Below are 13,764 nucleotides of genomic sequence, written 5' to 3'. Positions count from 1 at the left end.
TGGACCTTCGGCCCGCGCTTTGGCAAGATGCCCGCCCGCAGCTCCACGGGGCCGCCGGTTCCGCCGAGAACACCCAGGTCGAGCCGCTGGTGGAGACCAATTCCACGCCCTTGCAGGCTTCGTGAAGAAAACGTGTCGGCTCATGCAGACTGGGGGCCATGCGCTTCGAGCTCGCCTCCGTGCCCGGCACCGCCGAACGCCCGAACGAGGACTGGGCGTCACTCTCCCTCCCGGCCACGGGCCAGGGCGGATCGCTCGTGGTCCTCGACGGGGTGACGCCGCCCCGCGGCGGCGACGGCTGTGTGCACGGCGTCCCCTGGTTCACCTCGCACCTGGGCGGCGCGCTTCTCGAACTGTCCGGTTCGCGCAGGGATATGCCCCTGTCCGAGGTGCTGGCCCTGTCCATCCGGCGTACCGCCGACACCCACCGCGAGAGCTGTGACCTTTCTCACGCCCGTACGCCTCAGGCAACGGTGGTCGCGGTTCGCTGGGACGGCGAGTCGGTCGAGCACCTGGTCCTCTCGGACTCGACGCTTCTGCTGGAGTCGCCGAACGGGGTCGTGCACGCCGTGCTGGACGACCGGCTCGACCGCATCCCGAGGGAGGTCCTCCGCTCCGTCAGCGCGACGGACGCCCTGCGCAACCAGGACGGCGGCTTCTTCACGGCGGCCGCGGACCCGGGGGTGGCGGCGCGGGCGGTCACGGGCACGACTCCGCGTGGGGACGTTCGGGCGGTGGCCGCCCTCACCGACGGGGCGTCCCGCTGGACCGACCTCTTCTCGGAGGGGAGCTGGGCGGAACTCATGGGGCTGCTGCGCAAGGAGGGGCCGCACGGGCTGGTCGGCCGGGTGCGGGCGCTGGAGACGGCGGACGCCGGCCGGGGCGGCGGGAAGCGCTGGAAGATCCACGACGACGCGACCGCGGTGTACGCGGAGTTCCAGGACCCGGTCGGACCCCCGGGGGCCTGAATCCCTTACGGCGGGGACCTGCGTGCGGCGTCTCGGCGACGAGCGTGCCGCGCTCGCGGGACGAGGCCGGTCCGGGCCGGACCCGGGAGCGGAGGAGAGGCGGGCGCCGGGTTGCCGGGCGCCGCCGAGGGCACCGCGGGCCCGGGTCGGTGCCAGGCGGAGGCCAGGCGGAGGCCAGGAGAAGGCCAGGAGAAGGCGGGGAGGGTGGTAGTAGAGGTACTTGCAGGGGGCCGGGCGGGGCCGGGCGGGGGCCGGGAGTGAGGCCGGGCGGGTCCGGGAGTGTGGCCGGGCGGGAGCGGGGAAGGTGCCGCAGGGGAGCCGGGACAGCGGCCAGGGCCGGGCGGGTCCGGGAGTGGGGCCGGGCGGGAGCCGGGAAGGTGCCGCAGGGGAGCCGGGCGGGAGCCGGGACAGCGGCCAGGGCCGGGGGCCGAAGAGCAGGGCCCCGTGCGAGGGGGGACAAGATCCGGGCCGGCGAGCCGGGACTCCTCGGCCCTTCGCGGCCCATCGCGACCCTCCTCGGCCCATCGCGGCCTTCCTCAGCCCTTCTCAGCCCTCCTCGGACCGGGCGTTGAGCTGGTGCAGCAGACGGGCCAGTTCCGCGACCTCCCCGCGATCCCAGCCGGCCAGCTTGCGCACATAGCGGTCGCGCCGGGCCTTCCGTACGGCCCGGAAGCGGGTGCGTCCCTCGTCGGTCAGCCGGACGAGGGAGGCGCGGCCGTCGGCCGGGTCGGGCTCCCGGGTGACCAGGCCCAGCTCGTCCAGCGCGCGCAGCTGCCGGCTCATCGTCGCCTTGCCGACGCCGAAGTACCCGGCGAGATCGGTGGCACGCTGAGCGCCGGACTCGTCCAGCCGTACGAGCAGTCCGTACGCCGAGGGCTCCAGTCCGGGATGCACCTCGCGGGCCATCTCGCCGGAGCTGGCCCGGGCCCGGCGCAGAAAGACGGCCAACTCCCGCTCCAGGGACAGGAACTCATGGAACTCCTGGTCCGTGCCGTCGCCTCCCCTCGGCCCGGTGTCCTTCCCCCTACCGCTTCCGTGCACGTCAGCACCCTTCACGCGCTCTCCCGGAGACGAGAGTCCTCTTCGGCGACCGCCGTCACCGCAGCTCACCCAGTATTTCGCAGGCACCGGCCGACGGCAGGCACCGGCTCCACCTCCCGACCCGGTCACGGCGACGCGCGGGGAGCGGGAACGGCCGTCGCCACGACGCGCGGGGAGCGGGAACGGCCGTCGCCACGACGCGCGGGGAGCGGGAACGGCCATCGCCACGACGCGCGGAAAGCCGGAACGGCCGGTCGCCGTATGCCGCCCGCTCGGGCGCGGGGCGGCGTACGGCGACCGGCCAGACAGCGACCGGCCAGACGGCGACCGGCGGGACGGTGCCCCGCGCTCACGCCGCGGCCGGCACCGGCACCTCGGCCGGGGACAGCGCGATCCGGAGGACCTGGCGGACGTCCGTCACGGGGTGCACCTCCAGCTTCTCCAGGACCTCGGCGGGGACGTCGTCCAGATCGGCCTCGTTGCGCTTGGGGATCACGACCGTGGTGATCCCGGCGCGGTGCGCGGCCAGCAGCTTCTGCTTCACACCGCCGATGGGCAGCACCCGCCCGGTCAGCGACACCTCACCGGTCATCGCCACGTCCGTGCGGGCCGGGCGGCCGGAGAGCAGCGACGCCAGCGCGGTCGTCATCGTGATGCCCGCGCTCGGCCCGTCCTTCGGGACCGCTCCCGCCGGGAAGTGGATGTGCGCGCCGCGGTCCTTCAGATCGCCGACGGGAAGCTCCAGTTCCGCACCGTGCGAGCGGAGGAAGCTCAGTGCGATCTGTGCGGACTCCTTCATGACGTCGCCGAGCTGACCGGTGAGGGTGAGTCCGGAGGCACCGGTCTCCGGGTCGGCCAGCGACGCCTCGACGTAGAGGACGTCGCCCCCGGCACCGGTGACCGCGAGCCCCGTGGCCACGCCCGGCACGGCGGTGCGGCGCTCCGACGGGTCCTGCGCGGACTCGGGCACATGGTGCGGCCGGCCGATCAGGGCGCGCAGGTCGCCGTCGCCGACGGTGAAGGGCAGCTCCCGCCGGCCCAGCTCGTGCTGGGCCGCGACCTTGCGGAGCAGCCTGGCGATCGCACGCTCCAGGTTCCGCACGCCCGCCTCGCGGGTGTACTCGCCCGCCATCCTGCGCAGTGCCGACTCCTCCAGGGCCACCTCGCCCGGCTCCAGGCCGGCTCGCTCCAGCTGGCGCGGGAGCAGGTGGTCCCGGGCGATGACGACCTTCTCGTCCTCGGTGTAGCCGTCGAGCCTGACCAGCTCCATCCGGTCGAGCAGTGCCTCCGGAACAGCCTCCAGGACGTTGGCGGTGGCCAGGAAGACCACGTCCGACAGGTCGAGTTCGACCTCCAGGTAGTGGTCGCGGAACGTGTGGTTCTGTGCCGGGTCGAGGACTTCGAGGAGCGCCGCCGCGGGATCGCCCCGGAAGTCGGAGCCCACCTTGTCGATCTCGTCGAGGAGGACCACCGGGTTCATCGAGCCGGCCTCCTTGACGGCGCGGACGATCCGGCCGGGCAGCGCGCCGACGTAGGTGCGCCGGTGGCCGCGGATCTCCGCCTCGTCCCGGACGCCGCCGAGCGCGACGCGGACGAACTTGCGTCCCATCGCGTGCGCGACGGACTCGCCGAGCGAGGTCTTGCCCACGCCGGGCGGGCCGACGAGCGCCAGGACCGCGCCGCCGCGCCGGCCGCCGACCACGCCGAGTCCGCGGTCGGAGCGCCGCTTGCGGACCGCGAGGTACTCGGTGATCCGCTCCTTCACGTCGTCCAGGCCGGCATGCTCGGCGTCCAGGACGGCCCTGGCTCCCCTGATGTCGTAGGCGTCCTCGGTGCGTTCGCTCCAGGGCAGTTCGAGGACGGTGTCGAGCCACGTGCGGATCCAGGAGCCCTCGGGGCTCTGGTCGCTGGCGCGCTCGAGCTTGTCGACCTCCTTCAGAGCGGCCTCGCGGACCTTCTCCGGGAGGTCGGCGGCCTCGACCCGGGCGCGGTAGTCGTCGGACTCCTCGCCGTCGGACTCGCCGCCCAGTTCGCGCAGTTCCCTGCGGACCGCGTCGAGCTGGCGGCGCAGCAGGAACTCGCGCTGCTGCTTGTCGACGCCCTCCTGGACGTCCTTGGCGATCGACTCGGCCACGTCCTGCTCGGCGAGGTGCTCGCGGAGCTGCTCGGTGGCGAGCCTGAGCCGGGCGACCGGGTCGCTGGTCTCCAGCAGCTCGACCTTCTGCGCGGTGGACAGGAAGGGCGAGTAGCCGGCGTTGTCGGCGAGCGCCGGGACGTCGTCGATCTGCTGGACGCGGTCCACGACCTGCCACGCCCCGCGCCTGCGCAGCCAGCTGGTGGCGAGGGCCTTGTACTCCTTCACGAGTTCGGTGACCGAACCGGGCAGCGGGTCGGGCAGCGTCTCGTCGATGAGGGTGCCGTGGATCCACAGGGCGCCGCCGGGACCGGTCGTACCGGCACCGACGCGTACCCGGCTGCGGCCGCGGATCAGGGCGCCGGGGTCTCCGTCGGAGAGCCGTCCGACCTGTTCCACGGTGCCGAGCACACCGGTGGCGGCGTAGGTGCCGTCGATCCGGGGGACGAGCAGCACCCGCGGCTTTCCCGGCTCCGCTCGCGCCGCTGCCTGGGCGGCTTCCACCGCGGCCCGTACCTCGTTGTCGGACAGGTCGAGCGGCACCACCATCCCGGGCAGTACGACCTCGTCGTCGAGCGGAAGCACAGGCAGGGTGAGCGGTGCGGGCGTCGGAGCCATGATCTCCCCTTCGGCAGTCAAGTTGAGTTACATCGACTCAATGCAGAGGAGGTCTTCGATGTTCCCGGGCAGGTGTTCGCTGTGAGCGATACCTCTCGTCGAGGTAGGCGACCCCGCGGCCCGCTCCCCCGGCCCACCCCGCCCAGGGCCCGAGGAGCCGGCGCCACCCCCGATCCCGAGGAGCCCGGCCCCCCGCCCCCGATCCCGATGAGCCGGCACCGGCCCCGCGCCCGGGCCCGCGGGCCCGGCCGGCTCCCACGGGGGTCCGCGATCCCGGGGCGCGCGCCCGGCCGCCGGGATCGGGCCGCAGCCCCCAGGGCCGCCTCGGGCACCGTTCACCCCGTCGCGACGGGCGAACCCCGCCCGAGGCGCACTAGCCTGAGCGTCCATGGACCCCCTCAGCGGCGACGCCGCCCCCCGGACCCTCGACCGGCGCGAAGGCCCGTACGGCGAGGTCGTGCTGCGCGAACGCCGGGGTCCCGGCGGGGAGATCCACGAGATCATCGCCAACGGCTGCTTTCTGATGGACACATCGGACGGCCGCTCCGAGCGGCTGCTCGTGGACGCCGCCCACACGGCCCTCGCCGGCCGTCCTGACCCGTCCGTGCTGATCGGCGGGCTGGGAGTCGGCTTCTCCCTGGCCCACGCGGCGGCCGAGCCCGGCTGGTCCCGGATCGCCGTCGCCGAACGGGAGCCGGCGATCATCGACTGGCACACGACGGGCCCGTTGAGGCGCGTCTCCGCCGCGGCACTGGCCGATCCGCGCACCACCGTCCTGCACACGGACCTGATGGCGTATCTGCGTCACACCTCGGACACGTACGACGCGCTCTGCCTCGACATCGACAACGGCCCCGACTGGACCGTCACCGAGGACAACAGCAGCCTCTACGCACCGGACGGGCTGCGGGCCTGCGCCCGGCGCCTGAGCCCCGGAGGGGTCCTCGCCGTCTGGTCGGCGCAGCCCTCCGAGAATTTCGAGCGGACGTTGCGGAATGCCGGATTCAGCGGGGTAAGAACCGAAGAGATCGCGGTTGCACGAGGCGTTCCCGACGTGGTCCACCTGGCAGTTCGCCCTGCGTAGCCGGGACCTGGGCGGTGCCCTTACGCTGCCTAACTGACACACCGATCTACACGCAGCTCGCAGTGCGCGACAGGGGCGGGGCGATGGAGCAGACACACACCGGCGGCAACGGCACGGCGGCACACCCGACCGGAAGTGCCCAGCGCCGGGTGCTGGTCGTCGAGGACGACACCACCATCGTCGACGCCGTCTCGGCCCGTCTGCGCGCCGAGGGATTCCTGGTCCAGACCGCGGCCGACGGCCCTTCGGCCGTGGACGCCGCGGAGGCGTGGCAGCCGGACCTGATGGTCCTCGACGTGATGCTGCCCGGCTTCGACGGCCTCGAGGTGTGCCGCCGGGTCCAGGCGCAGCGCCCCGTCCCGGTGCTGATGCTCACCGCGCGTGACGACGAGACCGACATGCTGGTCGGGCTCGGCGTGGGCGCCGACGACTACATGACGAAGCCGTTCTCGATGCGCGAGCTGGCCGCCCGGGTGCACGTGCTGCTGCGCCGGGTGGAGCGCGCCGCGCTGGCCGCCGTGACGCCGCGCAGCGGGATCCTGCGCCTCGGCGACCTGGAGATCGACCACGCCCAGCGCCGCGTACGCGTCCGGAACGGGGACGTGCACCTCACGCCGACCGAGTTCGACCTGCTGGTCTGCCTGGCGAACACACCGCGCGCGGTCCTCTCCCGGGAGCAGCTGCTCGCCCAGGTGTGGGACTGGGCGGACGCCTCCGGTACCCGCACGGTCGACAGCCACATCAAGGCGCTGCGGCGCAAGATCGGAGCCGAGCGGATCCGGACGGTCCACGGCGTCGGGTACGCCCTGGAGACCCCGGCTCCATGACCCGGCCGAGCCGGCTCCGGTCCCGGCTGGGTGCGGTGGAGATCTCGATCAAGACCAAGCTCGGCGCGCTGGTCGTGATGGCGGTGCTGATCACGACCGGGCTGGCGCTGGTCGCCTTCCGCACCGGGGCGGAGCTGCGCTACATCACGGTCTTCGCCATGATCACCACGCTGCTGATCACCCAGTTCGTGGCGCACGGGCTGACCGCCCCGCTGGACGAGATGAACACCGTCGCCAAGTCGATCTCCCACGGCGACTTCAGCCGCCGGGTGCGCGGCGACGGCCGCCGCGACGAGCTCGGCGACCTCGCCTCCACGATCAACCGCATGGCGGACGACCTGGAGGCCGTGGACCGGCACCGCAAGGAGCTGGTCGCCAACGTCTCCCACGAGCTGCGCACCCCCATAGCGGCCCTGCGCGCGGTACTGGAGAACGTCGTGGACGGGGTATCGACGGCCGACCCCGAGACGATGCGCACCGCCCTGAAGCAGACGGAGCGGCTGTCCCGGCTGGTCGAGACGCTGCTGGACCTCTCCCGGCTGGACAACGGGGTGGTCACGCTCCGGGCCCGGCGCTTCGAGGTCTGGCCCTATCTGTCGGGAGTGCTGAAGGAGGCCAACCTCGCCGCCGGGCGGCGAGGGCTGCCCTCGGGTTCCGGCAACCACACCCGCAAGGACGTCCATCTCCACCTGGACGTCTCGCCGCCGGAGCTGACCGCGCACGCGGACGCGGAGCGGCTGCACCAGGTCGTGGCGAACCTGATCGACAACGCGGTCAAGCACTCGCCGCCGCACGGCAGGGTCACCGTCCGTGCCCGCCGGGGCGCACAGGCCGAGTCCCTGGACCTGGAGGTCCAGGACGAGGGCCCGGGGATCCCCGAGTCGGAGTGGCACCGGGTCTTCGAGCGGTTCAACCGGGGCAGCGCCCCCTCGCAGCACGGTCCGGGCAGCGACGGGGGCACCGGTCTGGGCCTGGCCATCGCGCGCTGGGCGGTGGAGCTGCACGGCGGCGGCATCGGGGTGGCCGAATCGACGCGCGGATGCCGCATCAGGGTGACCCTCCCGGGAATCCCCTCGTCACACGGTTGACGTAGGGTTCGAAGAGGAGCGAGGCCCGTGGCGAACCGGACGGGCGCGTCCCGCGTCCAGGTGTTCGGGGAGCGGGGCACGGGTGCGGCCGGGCGGGCCGCGGCCGCGTTCCGCCGTACCCCATCCGCAGGGAAACCGTGTTTGTTTCCCGCCAATTCCTGCGCCGAAACCGGTTGCCAGGTGTGACTTAGGCGACGAAGACCACGCCCGGCCTGCACCTCCCCACCGCGTAGGCGTAGCCTTTATTTCCGCTGTCCATCACCTTGTGAAGCGGAAGAGGGCGGTTGCCGCCGTGTCGTCTCAGTCCCCCAGTAACTCGAGTACGTCGACCGACCCCGACGGGCAGGGGAAGAACCCCGCTGCCGCGTTCGGGGCCAATGAGTGGCTCGTCGACGAGATCTACCAGCAGTACCTCCAGGACCCGAACTCCGTCGACCGCGCCTGGTGGGACTTCTTCGCCGACTACAAGCCGGGCGGCGGGGCCACCGGCGAGGCCGCGGCGACGCCGCCGGCCTCGGCGGGCACGACGGCCGCGCAGACGCCGGGCACCGCACAGGCTCCGGCGCCCGCGACCCCCGTGCAGGCCCCCGCACAGGCTCCCGCCGCACAGGCACCCGCCCCGCAGGCCCCCGCCGCACCGGCACCGGCCGCACCGGCGAAGGCCGCGGCACCGGCCACCGCACCGGCACCGGCACCGGCACCGGTGAAGCCCGCCGCTTCCGCGCAGCCCGCCGCCGCTCCGGCCAGGCCCGCCGCGAAGGCGGCCGGCACCACCGAGGCGGCCGGCGGCCCGGAGATGCTGCCGCTGCGCGGCCCCTCCGCCGCCGTGGCGAAGAACATGAACGCCTCGCTGGAGCTGCCGACGGCCACGTCCGTCCGCGCCGTCCCGGTGAAGCTGCTCTTCGACAACCGGATCGTGATCAACAACCATCTGAAGCGCGCCCGGGGCGGGAAGATCTCCTTCACGCACATCATCGGGTACGCGATGGTGCAGGCGATCAAGGCCATGCCGTCGATGAACTGGTCGTACGGCGAGAAGGACGGCAAGCCGGTCCTGGTCAAGCCCCCGCACGTGAACCTCGGCCTCGCCATCGACCTGGTGAAGCCCAACGGCGACCGGCAGCTCGTCGTCGCGGCCATCAAGAAGGCCGAGACCATGAACTTCTTCGAGTTCTGGCAGGCCTACGAGGACATCGTCCGCCGCGCCCGCAGCAACAAGCTGACGATGGACGACTTCAGCGGCGTCACCGTCTCGCTGACCAACCCCGGCGGCCTCGGCACCGTGCACTCCGTGCCGCGGCTGATGCCCGGACAGTCGGTGATCATGGGTGTCGGCTCCATGGACTACCCGGCCGAGTTCCAGGGCACCTCCCAGGACACCCTGAACAAGCTGGGCGTCTCCAAGGTCATGACCCTGACCTCGACCTACGACCACCGGGTGATCCAGGGCGCCGCGTCAGGCGAGTTCCTGCGGATCGTCGCCAACCTCCTCCTCGGCGAGGACGGCTTCTACGACGACATCTTCGAGGCGCTGCGCATCCCCTACGAGCCGGTCCGCTGGCTCAAGGACATCGACGCCTCGCACGACGACGACGTCACCAAGGCCGCCCGGGTCTTCGAGCTGATCCACTCCTACCGGGTCCGCGGCCACGTCATGGCCGACACCGACCCGCTGGAGTACCGCCAGCGCAAGCACCCCGACCTCGACATCACCGAGCACGGGCTCACCCTGTGGGACCTGGAGCGCGAGTTCGCCGTCGGCGGCTTCGGCGGCAAGTCGATGATGAAGCTCCGCGACATCCTCGGCGTGCTGCGCGACTCGTACTGCCGCACCACCGGCATCGAGTTCATGCACATCCAGGACCCGAAGCAGCGCAAGTGGATCCAGGACCGGGTGGAGCGCCCGCACGCCAAGCCGGAGCGCGAGGAGCAGCTGCGCATCCTGCGCCGGCTGAACGCCGCCGAGGCCTTCGAGACCTTCCTCCAGACCAAGTACGTCGGCCAGAAGCGCTTCTCGCTGGAGGGCGGGGAGTCCGTCATCCCGCTGCTCGACGCGGTCATCGACTCGGCCGCCGAGTCCCGCCTCGACGAGGTCGTCATCGGCATGGCCCACCGCGGCCGGCTGAACGTCCTGGCGAACATCGTCGGCAAGTCGTACGCGCAGATCTTCCGCGAGTTCGAGGGCAACCTCGACCCGAAGTCGATGCACGGCTCCGGCGACGTGAAGTACCACCTCGGCGCCGAGGGCACCTTCACCGGCCTGGACGGCGAGCAGATCAAGGTGTCGCTGGTCGCCAACCCGTCCCACCTGGAGGCCGTCGACCCGGTCCTGGAGGGCGTCGTCCGCGCCAAGCAGGACATCGTCAACAAGGGCGGCACGGACTTCACCGTCCTGCCGGTCGCCCTGCACGGCGACGCGGCCTTCGCCGGACAGGGCGTCGTCGCCGAGACCCTGAACATGTCGCAGCTGCGCGGGTACCGCACCGGCGGCACGGTCCACGTCGTCATCAACAACCAGGTCGGCTTCACCGCCGCCCCGGAGTCGTCGCGCTCGTCGATGTACGCGACCGACGTGGCCCGCATGATCGAGGCGCCGATCTTCCATGTGAACGGCGACGACCCGGAGGCGTGCGTCCGGGTGGCGCGGCTCGCCTTCGAGTTCCGCCAGACGTTCAACAAGGACGTCGTGATCGACCTCATCTGCTACCGCCGCCGCGGTCACAACGAGGGCGACAACCCGCAGTTCACCAACCCGCAGATGGTGAACCTGATCGACAAGAAGCGCTCGGTGCGCAAGCTCTACACCGAGTCGCTCATCGGTCGCGGCGACATCACGCTGGAAGAGGCCGAGCAGGCGCTGCAGGACTTCCAGGGCCAGCTGGAGAAGGTCTTCGCGGAGGTCCGCGAGGCCACCAGCCACCCGGCCCCGGCCCAGGTCCCCGACGCCCAGGCCGAGTTCCCCGTGTCCGTCACCACGGCGATCTCCCAGGAGATCGTCAAGCGGATCGCCGAGTCGCAGGTCAACGTCCCCGAAACCATCACCGTCCACCCGCGGCTGCTGCCGCAGCTGCAGCGCCGCGCGGCCTCGGTCGAGGACGGCACGATCGACTGGGGCATGGGCGAGACCCTCGCCATCGGCTCGCTGCTGATGGAGGGCACCCCGGTCCGGCTCGCCGGCCAGGACACCCGCCGGGGCACCTTCGGCCAGCGCCATGCGGTGCTGGTGGACCAGGAGACCAACGAGGACCACACCCCGCTGCTCTACCTGTCCGAGGACCAGGCCCGCTACAACGTCTACGACTCGCTGCTCAGCGAGTACGCGGCGATGGGCTTCGAGTACGGCTACTCGCTGGCCCGCCCCGAGTCGCTGGTCATGTGGGAGGCCCAGTTCGGCGACTTCGTCAACGGCGCCCAGACCGTCGTCGACGAGTTCATCTCCTCGGCCGAGCAGAAGTGGGGCCAGACCTCCGGCGTCACGCTGCTGCTGCCGCACGGCTACGAGGGCCAGGGCCCGGACCACAGCTCCGCCCGCCCGGAGCGCTTCCTCCAGCTGTGCGCCCAGAACAACATGACGGTCGCGATGCCGACCCTGCCGTCGAACTACTTCCACCTGCTGCGCTGGCAGGTCCACAACCCGCACCACAAGCCGCTGATCGTCTTCACCCCGAAGTCGATGCTGCGTCTGAAGGCCGCGGCGTCCAAGGTGGAGGAGTTCACCACCGGCGGCTTCCGCCCGGTCATCGGGGACACCGGGGTGGACTCGGGAGCGGTGAACGCCGCCGACGTCCGCAAGGTCGTCTTCTGCTCCGGCAAGGTCTACTACGACCTCGACGCCGAGCGGCAGAAGCGCGGTGCCACCGACACGGCGATCATCCGCCTGGAGCGCCTGTACCCGCTGCCGGGTGCCGAACTGCAGGCCGAGATCGCCAGGTTCCCGAACGCCGAGAAGTACCTCTGGGCTCAGGAGGAGCCGGCGAACCAGGGTGCCTGGCCGTTCATCGCACTCAACCTGATCGACCATCTGGACCTGGCGGTCGGCGCGGACATCCCGCACGGCGAGCGCCTGCGCCGCATCTCCCGCCCCCACTCGTCGTCCCCTGCGGTGGGCTCGGCGAAGCGGCACCAGGCGGAGCAGCAGCAGCTGGTCGACGAGGTCTTCGAGGCCTGAGGACAACCGAGGACGCCTCAGGACGCCCCAGGACCGCTGCGGCGGTACACACCGGAAAAGGGCCCGGCCCCGTGCGCGAACGATCGCGAGGGGCCGGGCCCTCGGGCATGCGTGGCGACCTCGGCGGCGGGTGCGAGCCGGTCCACGCGCCACCGCCGGCCCTCTCCCGCCGCCCCGGCCGCCCCGTCACCCATGCCGAGGCCGGGCTGCCCGTTCCACGCGATCGCTCCCCCGCGGCCGCGGATACCGTGGAAGGGGTGATCGACCTGGGAGGCTGGACACGGACCCGTCACGCCGCGGTGTCCCGGGTGCCGGCCTGTTTCGCCGCCGGTTGCGTGGACGGGCGGACACCGTGGGAACGTGCCGGGCTCGAAGCGTCGCCGCGAGGTCGCGGAGGGCCTCGGCGTCCCACCCCGCCCATCACCGTCAGGCGCCCTGGTGCCGCCCGCCTGTCATGACCGGCCGCGCGGGTCGGCACGACCCCCCGGACACGCCGGCCCGCCCGGCGGCCGCCGGAGACGTTCGTGGGGACGACCGCACAGACGCCGGACCGACCACCGACGGACCACCGACCGACCGACCACCGACCACCGACGGACCACCGACGGGACCGGATTAGGCTGGTGGCCATGTACTTCACCGACCGTGGCATCGAGGAGCTGGAGAAGCGGCGCGGCGAGGAGGAGATCACCTTCGAGTGGCTCGCCGAGCAGCTGCGTACGTTCGTCGATCTCAACCCGGACTTCGAGGTCCCGGTCGAGCGGCTGGCCACCTGGCTGGCGCGGCTCGAAGACGACGAGGACGACGAGGAGTAGCGGGGCGGTTCCGGCCGTCCGGCCGTCCGGCCGTCCGGCCGTTCGGCCGTGCTGGAAGGCGTCCCGCCGAGTGTCCGCCGAGTGGTGTAGCCGATCAAGCTGGCGGAATCCGCAGGTCGCGGCCCGAATCGCCGTCGCCGGCGGCCCTGTTGGGGCTCGCCGAGCCGGGACCAGCGGTGATCGCACGACGGACCGCAGCGGCACGTACCGGACGGCTCCGAAGCGGAGGCGACGGACCGTGATCGGCTACACCCCGACGGGGGGACACGACCCCGTGCCGTCACCGCGCCGGCGCCCGGTCGCGGGCCGGCGCCGGGGGGCCGTGGGCGAGCGGTACGGCACGGGCGGCCGTCCACCCCGCGCTGCGGCGGGCGAGGCCCCAGACCCCGTCAGCGGGAAGCCCGCGGCGAGCGGCGCGAAGGCCGCGACGCCGGACCGCGGCGGCCGGGGGCCGGTGTCAGGTGACCGGTGACCGGTGACCGGTGACCGACGGTGTGCGGTACGCGGCGTGCGCGGTACGCGGCGTGCGCGGTACGCGGCGTGCGCGGTACGCGGCGTGCGCGGTACGCGGCGTGCGCGCAGCGGCTCCGTCCCGTACGGCGGTGGACCGGGCCGCTGCGCGGAGGCCGTCCGGGTCCGCGCCCGGTGCGACGCCGCCGGGCAGGGCGAGGCCGGTCCGGGTCAGGATCGCGACGAGTCCGATCAGCCGGGCGTCAGCCGGGCGTCGGCCGGGCGCGGGCGTCGGTGTCCGGCGCGGGGCGAGGGCCGCGGCCCAGCGGGAGAGTGACCGGTCGAGGGTTCCTCGTCGCTCGGCCAGGGCTCTCCCTCCGGCACGGGCACGCTCCGGTCCCGGCCCGGCAGAGCAGCAGCGCTGCTGCTGAAGTCGCGTGCATACGCCCCACGCCAGGCCGCTGCGTCCGCATTCGCCGCCACCCTTCGCGGCACCCCTTGACTTCCCCTGTCCGCGATATATCGTGTTAGCAACAAGACGCGATATATTGCGTCCCAGGCAGGCCCCGGG

The 13,764-nt window shown here is 72.6% G+C and carries 8 protein-coding genes; 6 read left to right on the top strand and 2 right to left on the bottom strand.

Annotated features, from left to right (window positions below; genetic code table 11):
* Window positions 1-158: 158 nt before the first annotated feature.
* Window positions 159-968 carry a protein phosphatase 2C domain-containing protein gene (locus DDQ41_RS23390; protein WP_109296238.1) on the top strand — a complete coding sequence of 270 codons (810 nt, stop codon included), beginning with the start codon at window positions 159-161 and terminating at the stop codon, window positions 966-968.
* A gap of 546 nt (window positions 969-1,514) precedes the next feature.
* Here the strand turns inward: DDQ41_RS23390 and DDQ41_RS23380 are convergent.
* Window positions 1,515-2,024 carry a MarR family winged helix-turn-helix transcriptional regulator gene (locus DDQ41_RS23380; protein ID WP_172607654.1) on the bottom strand — a complete coding sequence of 170 codons (510 nt, stop codon included), beginning with the start codon at window positions 2,022-2,024 and terminating at the stop codon, window positions 1,515-1,517.
* A 334-nt stretch (window positions 2,025-2,358) separates the two neighbouring features.
* Window positions 2,359-4,761: an endopeptidase La gene (lon, locus tag DDQ41_RS23375; RefSeq protein WP_109296237.1), complete on the bottom strand. Its 2,403-nt coding sequence runs from the start codon at window positions 4,759-4,761 to the stop codon at window positions 2,359-2,361.
* Window positions 4,762-5,149: 388 nt separating this feature from the next.
* Here lon and DDQ41_RS23370 point away from each other — a divergent pair, with 388 nt between their 5' ends.
* From DDQ41_RS23370 to DDQ41_RS23350, 5 genes are all read left to right on the top strand, one after another.
* The gene (locus DDQ41_RS23370) at window positions 5,150-5,845 is read left to right on the top strand and encodes a spermidine synthase family protein (protein WP_109296236.1); all 696 of its coding nucleotides are present in this window, start codon (window positions 5,150-5,152) and stop codon (window positions 5,843-5,845) included.
* A gap of 83 nt (window positions 5,846-5,928) precedes the next feature.
* Window positions 5,929-6,672: a response regulator transcription factor gene (locus tag DDQ41_RS23365; RefSeq protein WP_109296235.1), complete on the top strand. Its 744-nt coding sequence runs from the start codon at window positions 5,929-5,931 to the stop codon at window positions 6,670-6,672.
* Window positions 6,669-7,760, top strand: a complete 1,092-nt coding sequence (locus tag DDQ41_RS23360; RefSeq protein ID WP_109296234.1) for a HAMP domain-containing sensor histidine kinase — start codon at window positions 6,669-6,671, stop codon at window positions 7,758-7,760. Before DDQ41_RS23365 ends, DDQ41_RS23360 begins: the two co-directional genes overlap by 4 nt.
* Window positions 7,761-8,052: 292 nt before the next feature.
* Complete coding sequence (locus tag DDQ41_RS23355) at window positions 8,053-11,928, top strand: multifunctional oxoglutarate decarboxylase/oxoglutarate dehydrogenase thiamine pyrophosphate-binding subunit/dihydrolipoyllysine-residue succinyltransferase subunit (protein ID WP_109296233.1); 3,876 nt, start codon at window positions 8,053-8,055, stop codon at window positions 11,926-11,928.
* A gap of 629 nt (window positions 11,929-12,557) precedes the next feature.
* A complete protein-coding gene (locus DDQ41_RS23350; protein ID WP_109297905.1) occupies window positions 12,558-12,743 on the top strand; it encodes a DUF6104 family protein in 186 nt (61 codons plus the stop codon).
* The last annotated feature ends 1,021 nt before the right edge of the window (window positions 12,744-13,764 follow it).

Source organism: Streptomyces spongiicola, assembly GCF_003122365.1.
GTDB lineage: Bacteria > Actinomycetota > Actinomycetes > Streptomycetales > Streptomycetaceae > Streptomyces > Streptomyces spongiicola.
Note: the sequence above shows the minus strand (reverse complement) of the source record. Positions and strands in the feature narration are given on the sequence as shown.

What these genes read in the sequence shown, in the direction of transcription:
- DDQ41_RS23390 (WP_109296238.1), top strand. Translation starts at nt 159, where the DNA reads ATGCGCTTCGAGCTCGCCTCCGTGCCCGGCACCGCCGAACGCCCGAAC.
- lon (WP_109296237.1), bottom strand. Translation starts at nt 4,761, where the DNA reads ATGGCTCCGACGCCCGCACCGCTCACCCTGCCTGTGCTTCCGCTCGAC.
- DDQ41_RS23370 (WP_109296236.1), top strand. Translation starts at nt 5,150, where the DNA reads ATGGACCCCCTCAGCGGCGACGCCGCCCCCCGGACCCTCGACCGGCGC.
- DDQ41_RS23365 (WP_109296235.1), top strand. Translation starts at nt 5,929, where the DNA reads ATGGAGCAGACACACACCGGCGGCAACGGCACGGCGGCACACCCGACC.
- DDQ41_RS23360 (WP_109296234.1), top strand. Translation starts at nt 6,669, where the DNA reads ATGACCCGGCCGAGCCGGCTCCGGTCCCGGCTGGGTGCGGTGGAGATC.
- DDQ41_RS23350 (WP_109297905.1), top strand. Translation starts at nt 12,558, where the DNA reads ATGTACTTCACCGACCGTGGCATCGAGGAGCTGGAGAAGCGGCGCGGC.